Source organism: Streptomyces sp. NBC_01335 (genome assembly GCF_035953295.1).
Lineage (GTDB): Bacteria > Actinomycetota > Actinomycetes > Streptomycetales > Streptomycetaceae > Streptomyces.
On record NZ_CP108370.1, the window covers coordinates 5,740,056 to 5,758,805 of the forward strand.

Here is an 18,750-nt window from a genome sequence, read left to right on the forward strand (position 1 = left end):
ACCGCTACGGACCGGCGGGCCGTACCCGCCGATGGAGGAGGCCGACGCATGACGACCCTGCTCGCGCACATCAGCGACCTGCACCTGGACGGCAGCGGGAGAGCGACCGAGCGCGCCACGCGCGTCATGGAGTACCTGCGCGCCCTGCCCCGGCCGGTCGACGCCCTCCTGGTCACCGGCGACATCGCCGACCACGGCACGGAGAGCGAGTACGAGGAGGCGGCCCGCATCCTGGCCGCCCCCTTCCCCGTACTCACCTGCCCCGGGAACCACGACGTACGGACCGCCTACCGCAAGGCCCTGCTCGGGGCCGCGCCCGGCCAGGGCCCCGTCAACGCGGTGCATACGATCGCCGCCACCGCCGTCCTGATGTGCGACTCCACCGTCCCGGGGCGCGACGAGGGGCGCCTCGACGCCGAGACCCTCGCCTGGATCGACACCACGCTCACCGCGCTGCCCGAGGGCACCCCGGCGCTGATCGCCTTCCACCAGCCGCCGGTCGCGCTCCACCATCCGCTGCCGGACGGCTACATGCTCCAGGAGCCCGGACGGCTGGCCGCCCTGCTCGCCCGGCATCCGCGGGTGGCCGCCGTCCTCACCGGCCACGCCCACACGGCGGCCGCCTCGACCTTCGCCGGCCTCCCGCTGATCGTCGGGCCCGCCGTCACCTGGACCCTGCGCATGCCCTGGGAGGGCGACGAGGCGGCCGACCGAGAGCAGCCGCCCGGCCTCGCCTTCCACGTCCTCGACGACGACCGGCGCCTGACCACCCACTACCGCGTCGTGCTCCCGGCCCCGCGCGGCGCGGAGTGAGGCCCGCGTACGCGTCGGCCCCCGTTCCCGCCTGCGACCGGGCGGGAACGGGGGCCGGGGCGCGGACTACGCCTTCTTCAGGGTGAAGTCCGTGGTCACCGTTCCCTTCTTGACGACCTTGACGGTGGTCGCGGTCGGGGCGTACCCGTCCTTGGCCACGATCACGGTGAGCGGGTTGTTCCGGGCGTCCAGCCAGAGCGCGTAGTGGCCGTCCTTGTCCGTGATCAGGGTGTACGAGGACGCCCACGAGTCGACCTGGACGGTCGCGCCCTTCAGGGGCGCCGTGACACCGGTGGACGACTTGCCGAGCACCGTTCCGGTGATCTTGCCCCAGGTACTGGGCGGCGCCACCGTCATGGTGACCGGGACGGACGGCACGGCGTACGGGGTGTCGGCCGAGATGCCGATCCTGGCCGTGAAGTCACCGGGCTGCGTGATCTCCTCGGCCGAGGCCGTCACCGACACCGCGACCGAGACGCTCGCTCCCGGGGCGAGGGTGAACTCCGAGGAGCCCAGCGACAGCCAGCTGACGTCCGAGCCGCCGGTCTGGTCGTAGCCGGGGAGCAGCTCGACCGCGGTGGACGGGCTGGAGGGGCCGTCGGCGCCGCCGACCTTGAAGAAGCCCGGGGCGCCGCCGCCCCGGTAGGTGGCGACGTCGGCGTTGGGCAGGGCGGACCAGGACCCGGCGGCCGGGTCGTAGGCGTAGCCCGCGTTGGTGAGGGCGCCGTCGCTGACGCCGGACGAGGCCAGCAGCAGGCCGTTGGCCGCGGTGGACGAGGAGGCCCACAGGGGCTGCGGCAGGTCCGGCAGGGCCGACCAGGCGTCGGCCGCCGGGTCGTAGGCGTACGCGGACTTCAGCTCACCGGAGTCGTTGGTGCCGCCGGCGCAGTACAGCAGTCGGCCGATGGCGCCGCAGGCCTCCCAGGCGACATCCTCGGGGTAGTCCGCGGCGGTGGTCCAGGAGTCGTCCGACGGGTCGTAGACCGTCACCGAGCCGGAGCCGCAGACGTCGGTGCAGCCGCCGACCGAGTACAGCTTGCCGCCCAGGACCGCGGAGCCCGAGCCCGCCAGTGGATCGGGGGAGGGGGCGCCGGTCGTCCAGGTGTTGGAGGCGGGGTCGTAGATCTCCAGCTTGGCGTCCGTGCTCCCGTCGGCCGCCCAGCCGCCGACGGCGTACAGCTTCCCGTCGATGAAGCCGTGGGCCGGAGCCTCCCGGGTGTCGGCGGCGTCGGCCAGCTTCGTCCAGCCGGTCTCCGCCTCGTACGCGTAGAGCGACCGGGTGTCGTCGACACCGTCGTAGCCGAACGCGGAGTACAGCTTGCCGCCGTCGGCGGCGACGGCGTTGTCCTCGATGGCGCCTGGCAGATCGGCGACGGTCTGCCACGCGTCGCCGGCCTCGGCCGGAGCGGCCGCGGCGTCACCGGACCGGCCGGCCCGGCTCTTCGCGGACAGCGGCGAGTAGTCCCCCTTCTTGCTGATCAGCGGCGCACCCGCGGCGGCCGGTGTGAACTCCCCGCTCTGCTCGGAGAGTCCGAAGGACGCGGGAGCGCCGCCGGTGTTCTTGACCGTGACGGTCTTCGTCGCCGAACCGCCCCAGGCGACCGGGGCGGTCACCTCGGCGGGGGTGACCTTGAGGCGCCCGGCCTTGAGGGAGAAGTTCTTCGACACCACCGAGTCCGCGGCGAAGGTCACCGCCTTGGCGGCGGCGGTGTACTGGGACTTCGCGGCGGTCAGGGTCTGCTTGCCGACCGGCGCGAAGGCCCAGTAGAAGCCGTCGCCGAGCGCCGCGTCGTCCGGGGTGGCGGCCGAGGTCGTGCTCACGGCACCGGCCCCCGTGCCGGCGAGCGTGCCGCCGGTGATTCCGTCACCGGTGTTGGCGTCGGCGACCTGCCCGACGACCAGGCCGCCGGGGACGGGCGACACGCTGCGGGAACCGACGAACACGTCGTCGACCTGCCACCACCAGCCGAACTTGCTGGTGAAGTGGAACCGCACCCGCACGTCGGACTGGCCCGCGTAGTCGGTCAGCGCGACGGTGACCTTGGAACCGGTGACCGCGGTGGTGTGCGAGGAGACCGCGGACCAGGTGGTGCCGCCGTCGGCGCTCACCTCGACCTTGGCGGTCTGGCCGGAATACGTCTTGTAGCTGGTCCGGTAGGCGAGTTCGGGCAGGTCCGTGCCGGTGAAGTCGTACGACGGGCTGGTCAGCACGGAGTCCTGGACCTTGCCGCTGCCCGCCTTGTCGCTGTCGACGATGGCGAAGGCGCCCTTGCCGCCGGTGCTGTTGGTCCGCTTGCCCGGGTCGTCGAACTGCCAGCCGCCGGTGGTCCCTTCGGCGTTGGTGACGGTCCAGCCCTCGGGGGCCGAGGCGGTCGAGTCGAACGGTTCGGTGGTGCCCTCGTCCGCCGCCGTGTACCCGGCCGCGGTGCCGGCCCAGGCGTCCACCGGAAGGCTCACGTTGGCGGAGACCGCCGAGTCGCCCACCGTGACGATCCTGGTGACGCTCTGGTAGCCCGGGTAGTTGCTGGTGACCTTCAGGGCGTACTTCCTGCCGGCCGGGAGGTCGACGGACCAGGCACCGGTGGCGGGGTCGGTCTCGACGGGCGCGCCCGGCACTCCGTCGACGGCGATCGCCGCGTAGAGCGGCCAGCCGTGTCCGGAACCGTCGGTGACCTTGCCGGAGACCGTCCGGCTCTGCACCGGGGCGAGTGCGAAGCTCTTGGTCACCGAGGAGCCGTCGGTGATCTCGATCCCGGCGGAGGTGGCCGTGGTGAAGCCGTAGGCGGCGACCTCGACGTCGTAGGTGCCGGGCGTCAGGGTGAGCGTGTAGGTGCCGTCCGCCCCGGACTCGGCCCGGGCGTCACCCGCGCTGATCTCCGCGCCCGCGACCGGTTCACCGGTGGCGCCGCTGGTGACGGTGCCGGTCAGCTCGCCGTGCGGACCGCTGCGGAAGGCTTGCAGGCCGGCGGGCGTACCGAGACCGGTCGGACCGTCCCAGCCCGTGCCCGCGGTGCAGAGCCGGGCCGGGGAGCAGGAGCCGTTGTCGCCGTCGACGACGTCGTTCAGCCCGCTGCCGCCGGCCGCGTAGGGGTAGGCCGCCGGGTAGGAACCGGTGGGCGGGGTGCCGGCCGCGGCGTACACACCGGCGATGATCGGGGCGGAGGCGCTGGTGCCGCCGTAGACGGACCAGCCGTCGCCGCCGTAGGTCTGGTAGACCGAGACGCCGGTCAGCGGGTCGGCGACCGCCGCGACATCGGCGACCGCGCGCTGGTCGCAGTCGGTGGCGAGGCCCTCCTGCCAGGCGGGCTTGGCCTCGTAGACCGAGCAGCCCGAGCCCGGGCCGCCGTGGCTGTTGAACCAGACCGATTCGGACCAGCCGCGGTCGGTGGAGGAGTCCTGCGCCAGTGCGGTGCCGCCCACGGAGGTCACGTACTGGGAGGCCGCGGGGTAGGCGACGCCGTACGCGCTGTCGCCCGAGGAGGCGACCACGGCGACGCCCGGGTGGTTGTAGTGGGCGTCGAGGTCGGTGGTCTCGGAGGGGTCCTCACCACTGCCGGGGGCGCTGGAGTAGTTCGAGCCGTACGAGTTGGAGACGTACTTGGCGCCCTGCGCGACCGCCTGGTCGACCGAGTCGCCCATGTCCTCGAAGGAGGCGGAGTCGGCCTCCACCAGGAGGATCCTCGCGTTCGGCGCGGCTGCCGAGACCATGTCCAGGTCGAGCGAGATCTCCCCGGCCCAGCCGCTGTCGGGCTCCGGGTAGTCGGTGCCGCCCCGCTGGTCGATCTTCTTGAAGCAGCCGTTGTCCGTGGTGCAGGCGGGCAGCCCGTACTGCGCCCGGTAGACCGCGAGGTCCTCCTCGGCGGTCGGGTCGTCGTAGGCGTCGACGATGGCGATCGTCTGACCCGCCCCGCCGCCGGCCGGCAGGTCGTAGGCGTCCTGGAGAGCGGTGGCACCCCAGCCGGACGGGGTGGCGGCGTTGGGCTGGACGCCCTTCTCGGAGACCACGTCGGTGCGCCGCAGCGCGAAGCAGCGGACCTCACCGGCCCCTGGTTCGGCGCAGGAGGCCTCGACGGACGCCTTGGTGGTCCGGCCGGTGGGGGCGGGTTCCGCCGCGTTCGCCACCGGTGCGGTGAGCCCCATGACGACGAGGGCCGAGGCGCCGACCAGGGCGGTCAGCCCGGTCCAGGCACGTCTCCTCCGTCCGACGGTCCGTCTGGCAGCCGGTCTGGGTGTTCCGGTGAAAGTCACGTGTCTCCCATGTGATGCACGGGTCGACCGCACGCTTTTCGGGTCGACGGCGAATTGTTTTCGCCGGTCAACCATTAGCTGTGACTTACAAGGTTCATGTCAACGACGCCTTTGTTAAATCTGAACATTCCTCCACTGTTGAAGCGGCTCATTCTCGATCGAACCGAGAGGAATGTGACGCCCGACCGCTCGTCGCGGTCGAATCGCGGGCCCCGATCGGCCTCCTTGTGGAGAGGGCTGACCTGCCTGTATGGCGGAGTCGCGCCCCTGGTGGCCCGGCGGGGCCGGTCCAGCGTCGGCCGGAAGTCGCCACGGCGAGGGCCCGATCCAGCCACTCGGCGACCGGTCGGCGGCTCGGGAATCACGCGGGGCGGGCCCCGACCAGGCTTCCTTCCGACAGGGGAACCGGTCGGCCGATTACTTTCGGGCAATGATTCGTGTACGGGGCATGGGGGCGGCGTGAATCTGCGTAAGGGAATTCCGGGTAAAAGCGAATCCGTGGTGGCGGTGGTGCCGGTCGGCGCTGGCTTTTCTTTTCCGCCGGGAAGGGTTTTGCCGTTCCGGCAAGCGGGCTTGTCCCGGCGCCAGGAGCGGGCGCACCCTCTCCTCCGTGACGAGGCGAAGAGAGCCGTCCCGGACGACAGGAGACCGCATGACCAGCGACAGCACCACGGACCCCGCCGCCCCGCGTACCGACGCGGAGCTGTGGGACGAGCGCTACCTCCGGAGCGACCGGATCTGGAGTGGGAACCCCAACACCGTGCTGGTCCGCGAGGTTGCGGACCTGGAGCCGGGCCGCGCCCTGGACCTCGGCTGCGGTGAGGGCGCCGACGCCGTCTGGCTGGCAGGCCGGGGCTGGGAGGTCACCGCGACCGACCTCTCGCGGGTGGCGCTCGGACGGGCGGCCGTCCACGCGGCGGACGCCGGAGTCGCCGACCGGATCGACTGGCAGTGGCACGACCTGGGGGTGACCTTCCCGGAAGGGGAGTACGACCTGGTCTCCGCGCAGTTCCTGCATTCCATGGGGGACCTGCCCAGGGAGCGCATCCTGCGGCGGGCGGCCGTCGCCGTCGCGTCCGGCGGGATCCTGCTGGTCGTCGGCCACGCGGGCTTCCCGCACTGGGAGAAGAACCCGGACCCCGCCGTGCGGTTCCCGACCCCCGACGAGGTGCTGGCCCAGCTGGAGCCGGCGCCGGGGGAGTGGGAGGTGCTGCTCAGCGACGAGCACGAGCGGGTGCAGAACGACCCGGACGGCAACCCCACCACCCGTACGGACAACGCGCTCAAGGTCCGCCGCACGGGATGACCCGGGGCGGGCGTGGGCCGCGGCGGGCGACCCGGGGCGGGGTGGGCCGGGCGCGCGGGCCCGCACCGGCCGTGGGCGTACCGGTGCTGCCCCGGATCGCCCGTACACGCACGAGCGCCCGCCCCGGTCCTCCCCGGTGAGGGAGGGTGGGGCGGGCGCGCTCGGGTGGGGCGGGGATCAGGCGGCGGCCTTGATCGCGGAGATGTCGAAGGTCAGCTTGACCTTGTCGCTGACCATCACGCCACCGGTCTCCAGGGCGGCGTTCCAGGTCAGGCCCCAGTCGGAGCGGAGGATGTCGGCGCTGCCCTCGAAGCCCACGCGCTGGTTGCCGTACGGGTCGGTGGCCGAGCCGTTGAACTCCAGGTCGATGGAGAGCGGGCGGGTGACGTCCTTGATGGTGAGGTCGCCGGTGATCCGGTAGGTGTCGCCACCGAGCTGCTCGGCGGAGGTGGAGCGGAACGTCATCAGCGGGAACGTCTCGGCGTCGAAGAAGTCGCCGCTGCGCAGGTGGCCGTCGCGGTCGGCGATGCCGGTGTCGATGCTCGCGATCTTGACGTCGATCGAGGCGGTGGAGTGGTGCGGGTCGGTGCCGTTCAGCACCAGGGTGCCCTCGTGCTCGCCGAAGGAGCCGCGCACGTTCGTCACCATGGCGTGGCGCACCGTGAAGCCGATGCTGCTGTGGGCCGGGTCGATCGTGTAGCTGCCGGTCAGGGCGGCGAGCGCGGGGTCCACGGCCGGCTTCTCGGCGACAGCGGTCGTGGCGGCGGACTTGCGGTTGAACAGAGCCATGGCTCCTCCTCGGGAGACGTTTTCCTCGAAGTCGAAGGCCTCGGTTTGTTCAACCTTCAACGACATTGACTGTAGACCTGTTTAGTTCAAAGTTCAACATCGAGCGCGGAAGTTGTTGCGGGGGCGCCCTCCAGGGGGGCGGGGGTCGTCGCAGCGGATGCCGGAGGGGCGCCCTGCCGGGGGCCGGAGGGGTGCCCCGCCAGGCGTCGGAGCCCGGTCGCGGCCGCTCCGGCCGCCCCGGGATTCACCGCATCGCCACGGACGCGGTCTGGCGGACGCGCGTAGAACTCGGGCAGTATCGCCATGCCGCACCTCGCGACACTCTCCGCGCCCCCCTCGACCCGTCGCGCGGCGGCCCGTCAGAAGTTGTCATGAGCAGGAGGAGACCCCCCATGTTGACCCGCCCCAGGCTCCGCTCCGCCCTCACCGCCCTCGCCCTCGTGCTGGGCGTCCTCTTCGCGCCGGGAGTCGGTGTGATCGGCGGCGCCACCGACGCCCACGCCGCCACCAAGCTCACCCACTCCCAGGCCACCGCCCGGTTCAGCTCCTCCGGGATCACCTGGTCCTCGTCGGGCGGCTGCTCCGACCGCAACGTCTCGACGTGTACCTCCTTCGACCAGCTCAACCTGGCCACCGCCCAGGGCGCCCAGACCCTCAAGAGCGCCACCGGCTGCGCCATCAACATCACCGGCGGTACGGAGACCGGCCACGCGGGCGGCACCTACTCGCACTGGAACGGCTACAAGCTCGACTTCGCGAAGAACACCTGCCTGAACAACTACGTCACCGGCACCTTCACCTACATCGGGCTCCGCGGTGACGGATACGCCCAGTACCAGGCGGCCTCCGGCAACATCTACGTCAACGAGGGCAACCACTGGGACACGACCTACTACAACTGCGGCGGCTGCTGACCCGACTCCCGGCATCCGGTACCGGGCATCCGGCCCGGCGGCCGAGGGCCCGGCGGCCGACGACCGGCACCGGAGACCCGAAAGCCCCGCGCACACGTGTGCCCCTCCCCCGCCGTCGGGAGAGGGGCACACGCGCCGTGGGGGTTCGTGGACCGGCCGGGTGTCCGCTCAGGAACCGACGCTCACCGTGAAGCGCCGGGGGTTGCCGTCGTTGGCGGCGCCCGAGACGTCGGGCTGACCGTCGGGGCGTACGTCGTCGTAGGGGAAGGCGTACCCGATCGGGCTGTTGGCGTGCACGATGCGGGACCAGTGGTTGGTCACCGCCTCCTGGTAGTAGTCCGCGGTGGTCGTCCCGTTCGGCTGGTCCGGGTGGCTGAGCATGATCGAGCGGTTGAACCCGGCCGCGAGCCGCGCCAGCAGGGCCTTCTTGTCGTCCGAGTCGGCGGGGTTGTTGGTGAAGGGCCCGTGGTTGCAGGTGAAGACGTCCTTCGACCCCGGCTTGGTGAAGGTGTGGCCGCCGTCGAAGACCAGGTCGTCCCCGCTGACCCGGCCGGCCAGCACGCCCCGGCCGCCCTGCAGGTCGATCCGGAGATCGGTGGAGCGGTACTTCTCCCAGACCTGGTCGATCTGTGCCGTGAACAGGTCCCGGAAGGGCATCTGGTCCGGGCGGTCGAAGTACGGCGCCATGAGGTTCTGCGGGGAGACGACCCGTAGCACCTGGCCGTCCGACCCCCGGGTGACCAGCTGGTCCCAGGGCTGTCCGTCCGCCGCCGCCTGCGCGATCAGCCCGTCCGCGATCCGCTGCACCGCGCCGTCCGGCAGCGGGGCGACGGTGTGGGTGGTGTCGCCCTCCAGGGTGAGCCCGATGGGGAGCGCCGTGACGAGGTCGACGTAGCTGATGTTCGCGTAGAGCTGCTGCGGGTTGAACGTGAACTCGCAGAAGGACCAGGTCCGCCCGTAGTTCGGGTCCGTCGAGGTCGCGAAGGCGGGCTCCACCAGCGCCGGGCCCGGGTTCAGGTAGAAGTCCAGCGTGTCGTCCCGTACGAAGTACACCCGGGCGCCGTCATCTGGGGGAGCGTCAGCACCACGGGGTCGCCGCCCGCCGCGTTCAGCGGGATCGAACAGTCGACGGGCAGCGGGGTCTGTGCGGCGGAGGGGGAGTCCGGCCGGTAGAGGCTGCCGTCGGCCCGGAGCAGTACCCAGCGGTCGGTGCCCTGCTCGTGGCCGGTGACGTACGCGCGCACCGTGCCCGGCAGTGAGCGGTTCACCAGGGCCAGCTCGCACGTCGCGGCGGCGGCCGAGGCGCGCGGGGAGAGAGCGCTCCCCCAGACCGGGTAGCTGAGCGCCGCGGCGGAGGCGGCCGCGCCGGTGAGGAAGTTACGGCGAGAGATCACGAGGAGCTCCGGAAGGTGGATGACATGGGGGGAGCACGGCCGGACCGTGCGGGGCGGCTGTGGGGGCCGCGCTGTGGTGCGGACCACTCTCGCCACGCCTGTCACAGGCGTCAATAGGTGTGACTGAGAGCGCTCTCAAAATCTGGATTTCTTCACAACTCGTCTTCAGTGCCAGCGTGTTGATGCGCGCAGGGGCGCGGGGCCGCCCTGTTCGCGCCGCTTCGGTCAAGAGGTGAAGGAAAGGGCGGTCCGGCCGGCCGGACCGGTGATCCTCCGCCTTGCGATGCACCGCACCGGACACCGCCCGCCGATCCGACGCGAACGGTCAGGCGCGGCCTAGGCTCGGACCCCCGTGCACCACCCGGACCCCTCCCGGGTTGCCCTTCCGCCTCTTTGTGGGAACCCCATAACGCGGAGTGGGTCTCAGATGGTGGATCGCACCCATGGTGCGCGGGTTCTGTCGGTCCCCGCCAGGAAACCGGTCAGGAGACTGTACGGATTCGACGGCGGTATTTTCGCCGCCGGATTCGTAGGGTCGGTACATGACCGTTGTGGACGAAATCCCGGGTGAGCCGAGCGACACGCGTGGCCGGGTGGCCGAACTGCTGGCCCTGCGTGAGCAGGCGCGGCGCGGCCCGAGCGACCGGGCCACCGAGGCGCAGCACGCCAAGGGCAAGCTGACCGCCCGCGAGCGCATCGAGCTCCTGCTGGACGCCGGTTCGTTCAAGGAGGTCGAGCAGCTCAGGCGGCACCGGGCCACCGGCTTCGGCCTGGAGTCCAAGAAGCCCTACACCGACGGTGTCATCACCGGCTGGGGCACGGTCGAGGGCCGGACGGTCTTCGTCTACGCACACGACTTCCGCATCTTCGGCGGCGCGCTGGGCGAGGCCCACGCCACCAAGATCCACAAGATCATGGACATGGCCATCTCGGCCGGTGCGCCGCTGGTCTCGCTCAACGACGGCGCCGGCGCCCGTATCCAGGAGGGCGTCAGCGCGCTCGCCGGTTACGGCGGTATCTTCCAGCGCAACACCCGGGCCTCCGGTGTCATCCCGCAGATCAGCGTGATGCTCGGCCCGTGCGCCGGCGGTGCGGCGTACAGCCCCGCCCTCACCGACTTCGTCTTCATGGTCCGCGAGACCTCGCAGATGTTCATCACCGGACCGGACGTCGTCAAGGCGGTCACCGGCGAGGAGATCACCCAGAACGGCCTCGGCGGCGCGGACGTGCACGCCGAGACCTCGGGCGTCGCGCACTTCGCGTACGACGACGAGGAGACCTGCATCGCCGAGGTCCGCTACCTCATCGGGATGCTCCCCTCGAACAACCGGGAGAACCCGCCGACGGTGGCGAGCGACGACCCGGCGGACCGCCGCGGCGACGTCCTGCTGGACCTGGTGCCGGCCGACGGCAACCGCCCGTACGACATGCACAAGGTCATCGAGGAGCTCGTCGACGACGGCGACTACCTGGAGGTCCACGAGCGCTGGGCCCGCAACATCATCTGCGCCCTCGCCCGGATGGACGGCCAGGTCGTCGGCATCGTCGCCAACCAGCCGCAGTCCCTGGCCGGTGTCCTGGACATCGAGGCGTCCGAGAAGGCCGCGCGATTCGTCCAGATGTGTGACGCCTTCAACATTCCCATCATCACTCTTCTGGACGTACCCGGCTTCCTCCCGGGCGTGGACCAGGAGCACGGTGGGATCATTCGGCACGGCGCCAAGCTGCTCTACGCCTACTGCAACGCCACCGTGCCGAGGATCTCGCTGATCCTGCGCAAGGCCTACGGCGGCGCGTACATCGTCATGGACAGCCAGTCCATCGGCGCCGACCTGACCTACGCCTGGCCGACCAACGAGATCGCGGTCATGGGAGCCGAAGGTGCCGCCAACGTCATCTTCCGCCGCCAGATCGCCGAGGCCGAGGACCCCGAGGCCATGCGGACCCGCATGGTCAAGGAGTACAAGGCCGAGCTGATGCACCCGTACTACGCGGCGGAGCGCGGACTGGTCGACGACGTCATCGACCCGGCCGAGACCCGCGAGGTGCTGATCGCCTCGCTCGCGATGCTCCGCAACAAGCACGCCGACCTGCCGTCCCGCAAGCACGGCAACCCCCCGCAGTAGTCGACGGCGCCCGCGCGGTACCCGCGCACCGGCGCACGACCTTCTGCCGAATCCTGCCGAATCCTGCCGAGAAGACGGAGACACCCCATGAGCGTCACTGCCGCCGAGTCCGTGCTGCGCGTCGAGAAGGGCCACGCCGCCCCCGAGGAGCTCGCGGCCATCACCGCCGTCCTGCTCGCCCGCGCGGCGGCCCGGCCCACCCCCGCCCGCCAGGGCCGCGACACGGCCGGATGGCGTCGCCTGGAGCGCACCCCCGGCTTCCGCGCCCCGCACAGCTGGCAGGGCTGAAACCCCCTCCCCGAGGGGGTTACCGCGAGTTCCGGAGCCCCCGGGGACGCGGACATCCCCGCTCGCACCACCCCGGAAGGCCCTGGCGGGCCGTCCTGGGGATCGCACGTGGCCCCGGCCCGGAATTCTCCGGCCGGGGCCATTGCATGGCCGGAAACAGCCGTCACGGCCTCCACTGGACCGTGCGCCGTCACGGCCTCCACCGGACCGTGCGCCCGGCCCCTGTACGCGGAGAGCCGTGCGGGGCCGCACAGAGAGGAAGCCCGCACGGAGAAGAAGCCCCGCACGGAGAAGAAGCCCCGCCTTACCGGTGACCAACCGGGGGCGGGGCTTCTCTCCGTACGGGATCGTGCGGGATCGTGCGAGGTCGTACCCGTCGTCAGCGCAGCCGGGCCATGAGGGCGTGTTCGACGAGGGTGATGAGGGCGCTCTTGGCGTCGGAGCGGTGGCGGGCGTCGGTGGTGAGGATCGGGGTGTCGGGTCCGATCTGGAGTGCTTCGCGTACTTCGTCGGGGGTGTAGGGCTGGTGTCCGTCGAAGCCGTTGAGGGCGATGACGAAGGGGAGGCCGCTGTTCTCGAAGTAGTCGACGGCGGGGAAGCAGTCGGCGAGGCGGCGGGTGTCGACCAGCACGACGGCGCCGATGGCGCCGCGTACGAGGTCGTCCCACATGAACCAGAAACGGTCCTGCCCGGGGGTGCCGAACAGGTAGAGGATCAGGTCCTGGTCCAGGGTGATGCGTCCGAAGTCCATGGCCACCGTGGTGGTGGTCTTGTCCCCGGTGTGGGTCAGGTCGTCGATGCCCGCCGAAGCCGACGTCATCACGGCTTCGGTGCGCAGCGGGTTGATCTCCGAAACGGCACCGACAAACGTGGTCTTACCCACGCCGAAGCCCCCTGCCACCACGATCTTCGCCGAGGTGGTGGAGCGGGCCGCTCCGCCGCTAGAGCTTGCGAAGTCCACTGAGCACCCTTTCGAGCAGTGTCACATCTGGCTGACCGCCGGCGGTCTCGTCGCCGCCGGGCTGATGGATAGCGACGAGTCCGGCCTCGGCCAGGTCGGCGACGAGGATCCGGGCAACGCCGAGCGGGATCGAGAGAAGGGCCGAGATCTCGGCCACCGACTTGATCTCGAAGCAGAGCCGGCAGATCCGCTGGTGCTCGGGCAACTGCCCTTGCAGCCTTGACGGATCGGCCGTCGTACTGACCAGCGCCTCGATGGCGAGCTGGTAACGCGGCCGCGTCCGTCCACCAGTCATGGCGTACGGACGGACCAACGGGTTGTGGGCGGCATGCTCCGCCGGTGCGGGCCTCGGAGCCGGTTGCGCCACCGGCTGGATCCGGGGCGCCGGGGCGTCGAACCGCTGCGGCGGCTCCTGCCGCGGCTGCCACTCGGACTGCCGCCGCTGGGACCACTCCGGCCCCGGCTGCTGAGGCCAGTCGGCTCCGCGCGGGTGCTGCTGCATGGGCTGCTGGGGCGTCGGATACGGGTCGTAGCCCTGCGCGCCGCCCGCGCCGCTCGGTGCGGAAGGGAAGTTGAAGCGGTTTTCCCCGTGCTCGTCCGGAACCCGCTGACTGCCGTCATACGGGTGTCCGCCTGTGGGTGCTGCCACGTCTCCTCCTCCTGCTGCCATTCGGCGATCCCAGTGGGGCCGCGCCACCGCACCTTATGGCGCGGTGACGAGAAACGCACTGTCTGTCTCCTTAGTTGAGAAGACTTCCCTGGAGTTCGGCGCGCAGATCCGGCGTCAGAACACCGCCCGCACGGTCCACCAAAAGTGCCATTTCGTACCCAACCAGACCGATATCGGCATCCGGGTGGGCCAGAACAGCAAGCGAAGATCCGTCAGAAATCGACATGATGAAGAGAAATCCTCGCTCCATCTCCACAACAGTCTGGTTGACGGCGCCGCCCTCGAAGATCCGGGAGGCACCCGCGGTCAGCGACGTCAGACCGGAGGCGACGGCCGCCAACTGGTCGGCGCGGTCGCGCGGGAACCCCTCGGACATGGCCAGCAGGAGTCCGTCGGCGGAGACCACCACCGTGTGCGACACCCCGGGGGTGCTGTCCACGAAGCTGGTGATCAACCAGTTGAGATTCTGCGCCGCCTGGCTCATCGGGCTCACACTAACGCTCCTGGTTGTAGGTATTACTGCTGTCCGACCCCTGCTTGCGCCCCTGCTGGATGCCGCGCCGCAGGTTGCTCAACCTGCCGCGGATGTCCTCGGGCGCACGGGAGACCTGTGGGCCGCCCTGCTGGGTCTGCTCCGCGGTGCCTTCGACCAAGTTGGCCTTGGGCACTCGCCGGGGAAGCCCCGAGAGGGTTATTCCGCCGGCCTTCGGGTCCCGGAGCTTCTCGGCCCGCTCCCAGCGCTCGTCGTTGGTCGAACGCCAGTCGTCCGTGCCGTTGCCGTCCTGCGGTTCGGCGGCCGACGGGGAATCCTGCCGCTGGGGCCGGTCCGCCGCCGCGGGCCGGTCACCGACCGGCCCGTTGGGCTGCCAGTGCTGCTGCCCGCCCCGGCGCGGGAGCCCCGCATCGGTCATGTCGTGACCCGCGTTCGCGGTGGGACCCGAATGATCGAAGCCTACGCGCTCGGACGTCTCATCGGGAGCGCTGGGAGCGGATTCCGTTTCTTCCTGGACGGAGGTCTCGTAACCTCCCTGGAAACCGCCCTGTTCCGGCCACCCGTCCTGCTGGGGCTGATCACCGAGTGGCGCGAACTGGTCACCGTACGAAGGCTGTTGCGCATCCTGGGCCGGGTAGACCTGTTCCGCATAGCCGCCCTGGGGGAGCTGCTCGGCGTCCGGCCGGTAGCCCGTGTCCTGGGCGTACGGCTCGTACGTCCCCGGGTGGCCGGTCTGCTCGAAGCCCTGCTGAGGCTGCTCGAAGGAACCCTGCTCGAAGGGGCTCTGCCCGGTCGGCCCCTGGGGGAAGGAACCCTGCTCGAACGTGCCCTGCGGGTAGCCGTTCTGGTCGTACGAGGCCGGCTGCTCGTAACCGGACGCCGCGTAGCCGGTCTGCTCGAAGCCCTGCTGCTGCGGGGCCGCCAGGCCGTCGGCCTCGCCACCCGCGCCGCCCTGGAAGGGGGACTGCTCGCCGCCGGTGTGGGCGGCCTCCAGCGCGGCCCGGCGCTCCTCGCGCATCAGCGAGCGGCCCACCGGGTCCAGCGCGGGCGACTCGCCGTCGTAGCGCGAGTCGTCGAAGCCGAGTTCGGCGGCCGTGCGCATGCCCGAGAGCTGCGGAGCGGGGGCGAAGGACTGCTGCTGCTCCGGGATGATCGAGGAGACGGTGAAGCTGTCCGGCTCGGCGGCGGGTTCGCCACCGCCACCGTGGGTGATCGCGTCCGGCAGCATGACCAGGGAGGTCGTACCTGCCTGCTCGCCCGAGGGGCGCAGCTGGACCCGGACGCCGTGGCGGTCGGAGAGCCGGCCGACCACGAAGAGACCCATCCGCTGGGAGACCGCGGCGTCCACGGTCGGCGGGTTGGCCAGCTTGTGGTTGATGTCGGCGAAGTCCTCGGCGGTGAGGCCGATTCCCTTGTCGTGGATCTCGATCATCACGCGGCCGTCCGGCAGCCGGGTCGCGGTGACGCGGACCTTGGTCTGCGGCGAGGAGAACACCGTGGCGTTCTCCAGCAGCTCCGCCAGCAGGTGCACGAGGTCGGTCACGGCCTGGCCGTGGATCTCGGTCTCCGGGACCCCGGTGAGCTCGATGCGCTCGTACGACTCCACCTCGGAGGAGGCGGCGCGGAGCACGTCCACCAGCGGCACCGGCTGGTTCCAGCGGCGGCCCGGCTCCTCGCCGGCGAGGACCAGGAGGTTCTCGCCGTTGCGGCGCATGCGGGTGGCCAGGTGGTCCAGCTTGAAGAGGCTCTCCAGCTGGTCCGGGTCGGCCTCGTTGTTCTCCAGGCCGGTGATGAGGGTCAGCTGGCCCTCGATGAGCGACTGGTTGCGGCGCGACAGGTTGGTGAAGATCGCGTTGACGTTCCCCCGCAGCATCGCCTGCTCGGAGGCGAGCCGGACGGCCTCGCGGTGCACCTGGTCGAAGGCGCGGGCGACCTCGCCGATCTCGTCGCTGGTGTTGATCGGGATGGGCTTGACGCGGGTGTCGACCCGGCCCGGCTCGGTCCGCGACAACTGGTCGACCAGCGACGGCAGCCGCTGCTCGGCGACCTCGAAGGCGGCGGTGCGCAGCCGGCGCATCGCCCGGCTCATCTGGCGGGCCATGAAGCCGGCCACGACGAACGCGGCGAGCAGGGCGACGACGACGATCGAGGCGTTGACGATGGCGTCGGACTTGGCGTCGGAGGAGATCTGCGCGGCCTCCTCCACCGCCTTGTCGACGAGCTCGTCCGTGACGGTGGCGTACCCCTCGAACTTCGCGGTGGCGGCGGCCGTCCAGGTCTCCGGGGTGATCCCCTTCGCCTTCAGCTCGGACGGCGACAGCCCCCGGCCGATCTGCGCGGCCATTCCGTCGAAGACGGAGCCGTCGACGCTGGGCGGGGCCACGAACGGGGCCCCGGCCGCCTCGGCCTGCGCCTTGGCGGCCTTCAGCTGCGCGGCGCCCTCGGTGGCCTTGCCGGCCATGACCTCCTTGAGGCGGTCGACGTCCGCCTGGGTACCACCGGAGTTGAACTCCCCGAGAGCGATCTGCTCCAGGTAGTTGTACGAGCCGAAGGCCTTGACCTGGGCGTTGAAGGTGTCCTCGTCCTCGCTCGGGCGCACCAGCAGGTGCAGACCGATCGAACGCTGGAGGGACTCCGCCGCCTGCGAGAGTTCGAGCGCGTAGACGGTACGGCCGTAGCTGGTGACGTTGCCGGTCCCCAGGCCGAGTTCGTTGGCGAACTCCATCAGCGAGTGCTGGATCTGGGTGTAGCCCTCTTCGGTCTTCACCGGGTCCAGGCTCTTCGTGTACGCGGCCTTGCGCAGCGCGGCGAGCTTCGGCTCCTCGCTCTTGAAGAGCTTCAGCCGGCGCTGGAGACCGGGTGTCCGCGGCATGTTCGCCACCGCGGCGGTGAACCCCGAGGCCGCGGTGTCGGTGGCGGCGCGGGTCTGCGTCACGGCCGAGGCGGTGGACTCCCCGGACAGGAGGGGCTGGGCGGTGAGGTCGCGCTCGTTCAGCAGCGCCTGCCCGTAGACGGAGGCCGAGCGGACGATGAGGGCGGTCTTCTCCGCCTCCTGGGCCTCGTTCCAGGTGTCGATCGACCCCTTCACCTGGAATCCGCCCATGATGAGGCCCACCAGCGCGGGGATCAGGAGGATCGCGTTCAGTCGCGTCGCCACCCGCCAGTTGCGCGGGGACAGCTTGCTCGTACTGCCGACGGGCGATCCGTCGTCGGCCGCGTCCGCGCGGGCGGCGCGTTCCCCGGGGGACACAGCGGTGCGCGGCGGCGTGAAGTTGCCCCGCTCAGGCTGCGTCGGGGAGCCTTCGTTGCTTCGCCTCACTCGACCAACAACCTCTCGGCGTCGGCACCTACGTTGTGCCGGTAAATTCGTTCAGGGCCGTACTACTCGGGAGTTCGCCGCATTCCAGCATGGGGAGCTGCCGCGTTCCAAACACTCGGAGCCGATCGGTCCGAGTGGCGCAAGCCTCAGATAAAACGGGCATAAAGAACGAGCCCCGCCAAAAGGCGAGGCTCACATGAGCGGAGCGGCACCGGACGGATGCGTCGGGTGTCGGCCCACGGGAAATTCTCTGTCGAAACGTTATGAACGCGGGGGCGGATCGTGTCGAAGGACACAGGGGCCACCCCCGCGCGACTACGGCAACTTGCCTATGTCAATACCGACTTATGCCTACTTGAGCCGGGCCATGAGGGCGTGTTCGACGAGGGTGATGAGGGCGCTCTTGGCGTCGGAGCGGTGGCGGGCGTCGGTGGTGAGGATCGGGGTGTCGGGTCCGATCTGGAGTGCTTCGCGTACTTCGTCGGGGGTGTAGGGCTGGTGTCCGTCGAAGCCGTTGAGGGCGATGACGAAGGGGAGGCCGCTGTTCTCGAAGTAGTCGACGGCGGGGAAGCAGTCGGCGAGGCGGCGGGTGTCGACCAGGACGACGGCGCCGATGGCGCCGCGTACGAGGTCGTCCCACATGAACCAGAAACGGTCCTGCCCGGGGGTGCCGAACAGGTAGAGGATCAGGTCCTGGTCCAGGGTGATGCGTCCGAAGTCCATGGCCACCGTGGTGGTGGTCTTGTCCCCGGTGTGGGTCAGGTCGTCGATGCCCGCCGAAGCCGACGTCATCACGGCCTCGGTGCGCAGCGGGCTGATCTCCGAAACGGCACCGACAAACGTGGTCTTACCCACGCCGAAGCCCCCCGCCACCACGATCTTCGCCGAGGTGGTGGAGCGGGCCGTACCGCCGCTAGAGCTTGCGAAGTCCACTGAGCACCCTTTCGAGCAGTGTCACATCCGGCGTTCCGCCGGCCTCTCCGTTGCCCGGCTGGTGGATGGCCACCATGCCGGCTTCCGCCAGGTCCGCGACCAGGATCCGGGCCACGCCGAGCGGCATGGACAGCAGAGCCGAAACCTCGGCCACCGACTTGACCTCGCGGCAGAGGTGGCAGATCCGCTGGTGCTCGGGCAGCAGCGTTCCCAGGTGCGCGGGGTCGGCCGTCGTACTGACCAACGCCTCGATGGCGAGCTGGTAACGCGGTCGCGTCCGTCCGCCGGTCATGGCGTACGGACGAACCAGCGGCTGGTCGCCCTCCCCGTCGTACGACGCGTGGTGCAGAGCGCCGTACGGATCGGGTGAGGCGGGTGGCGGGGTCATGAATCCTCCGGGCGTGACAGCGATGTGTCTACTCGCCGTCTGCAAGGGGCCGGTGGGGGCGGTGAGCGGCCGGACGAGTGAGGGTGGTGGGCAGTACCTGAGGAGATC

At 70.7% G+C, this 18,750-nt stretch carries 13 protein-coding genes and 1 pseudogene; 5 read left to right on the forward strand and 9 right to left on the reverse strand.

The features are described from left to right. The first annotated feature begins 48 nt into the window (after window positions 1-48). A complete protein-coding gene (locus OG599_RS24825; RefSeq protein ID WP_327178184.1) occupies window positions 49-813 on the forward strand; it encodes a metallophosphoesterase in 765 nt (254 codons plus the stop codon). A 66-nt stretch (window positions 814-879) separates the two neighbouring features. On the opposite strand, the gene OG599_RS24830 is transcribed toward OG599_RS24825, so the two are convergent. Then, window positions 880-5,061, reverse strand: coding sequence for a carboxypeptidase regulatory-like domain-containing protein (locus OG599_RS24830; RefSeq protein WP_327178185.1), 4,182 nt, complete (start codon window positions 5,059-5,061; stop codon window positions 880-882). 652 nt (window positions 5,062-5,713) lie between these two features. On the opposite strand from OG599_RS24830, the gene OG599_RS24835 reads away from it, so the two are divergent. Then, window positions 5,714-6,367 carry an SAM-dependent methyltransferase gene (locus OG599_RS24835; RefSeq protein ID WP_327178186.1) on the forward strand — a complete coding sequence of 218 codons (654 nt, stop codon included), beginning with the start codon at window positions 5,714-5,716 and terminating at the stop codon, window positions 6,365-6,367. Between the two features lie 177 nt (window positions 6,368-6,544). On the opposite strand, the gene OG599_RS24840 is transcribed toward OG599_RS24835, so the two are convergent. Next, window positions 6,545-7,156, reverse strand: coding sequence for a YceI family protein (locus tag OG599_RS24840; protein WP_327178187.1), 612 nt, complete (start codon window positions 7,154-7,156; stop codon window positions 6,545-6,547). 392 nt (window positions 7,157-7,548) lie between these two features. Here OG599_RS24840 and OG599_RS24845 point away from each other — a divergent pair, with 392 nt between their 5' ends. Beyond that, window positions 7,549-8,070, forward strand: a complete 522-nt coding sequence (locus OG599_RS24845; protein WP_327178188.1) for a hypothetical protein — start codon at window positions 7,549-7,551, stop codon at window positions 8,068-8,070. A gap of 168 nt (window positions 8,071-8,238) precedes the next feature. Here the strand turns inward: OG599_RS24845 and OG599_RS24850 are convergent. Next, a pseudogene (locus OG599_RS24850) lies at window positions 8,239-9,464 on the reverse strand (glycoside hydrolase family 64 protein). 542 nt (window positions 9,465-10,006) lie between these two features. Here OG599_RS24850 and OG599_RS24855 point away from each other — a divergent pair. Together OG599_RS24855 and OG599_RS24860 are read left to right on the forward strand one after the other, a co-directional pair. Further along, window positions 10,007-11,590 (forward strand): acyl-CoA carboxylase subunit beta, encoded by a 1,584-nt coding sequence (locus OG599_RS24855; RefSeq protein ID WP_327178189.1) that lies wholly within the window; start codon window positions 10,007-10,009, stop codon window positions 11,588-11,590. Window positions 11,591-11,677: 87 nt separating this feature from the next. Beyond that, window positions 11,678-11,878, forward strand: a complete 201-nt coding sequence (locus OG599_RS24860) for an acyl-CoA carboxylase subunit epsilon (protein WP_327178190.1) — start codon at window positions 11,678-11,680, stop codon at window positions 11,876-11,878. A 379-nt stretch (window positions 11,879-12,257) separates the two neighbouring features. Here OG599_RS24860 and OG599_RS24865 read toward each other — a convergent pair whose 3' ends face one another. The 6 genes from OG599_RS24865 to OG599_RS24890 all read right to left on the reverse strand — a co-directional run bounded on the left by OG599_RS24865 (window position 12,258) and on the right by OG599_RS24890 (window position 18,642). Then, window positions 12,258-12,839: a GTP-binding protein gene (locus OG599_RS24865; RefSeq protein WP_148021028.1), complete on the reverse strand. Its 582-nt coding sequence runs from the start codon at window positions 12,837-12,839 to the stop codon at window positions 12,258-12,260. After that, window positions 12,820-13,488 (reverse strand): DUF742 domain-containing protein, encoded by a 669-nt coding sequence (locus OG599_RS24870; RefSeq protein ID WP_327178191.1) that lies wholly within the window; start codon window positions 13,486-13,488, stop codon window positions 12,820-12,822. The genes OG599_RS24865 and OG599_RS24870 overlap by 20 nt, the downstream gene beginning before the upstream one ends. Before the next feature lie 91 nt (window positions 13,489-13,579). Continuing rightward, window positions 13,580-13,993: a roadblock/LC7 domain-containing protein gene (locus OG599_RS24875; RefSeq protein ID WP_266709517.1), complete on the reverse strand. Its 414-nt coding sequence runs from the start codon at window positions 13,991-13,993 to the stop codon at window positions 13,580-13,582. Window positions 13,994-14,003: 10 nt separating this feature from the next. Next, window positions 14,004-17,321, reverse strand: a complete 3,318-nt coding sequence (locus tag OG599_RS24880) for a nitrate- and nitrite sensing domain-containing protein (protein WP_327178192.1) — start codon at window positions 17,319-17,321, stop codon at window positions 14,004-14,006. A 351-nt stretch (window positions 17,322-17,672) separates the two neighbouring features. Then, window positions 17,673-18,254: a GTP-binding protein gene (locus OG599_RS24885; protein WP_266709547.1), complete on the reverse strand. Its 582-nt coding sequence runs from the start codon at window positions 18,252-18,254 to the stop codon at window positions 17,673-17,675. After that, entirely contained in the window at window positions 18,235-18,642 is a 408-nt protein-coding gene (locus OG599_RS24890) for a DUF742 domain-containing protein (protein WP_266709549.1), read from the reverse strand. The genes OG599_RS24885 and OG599_RS24890 overlap by 20 nt, the downstream gene beginning before the upstream one ends. Window positions 18,643-18,750: the final 108 nt, after the last annotated feature.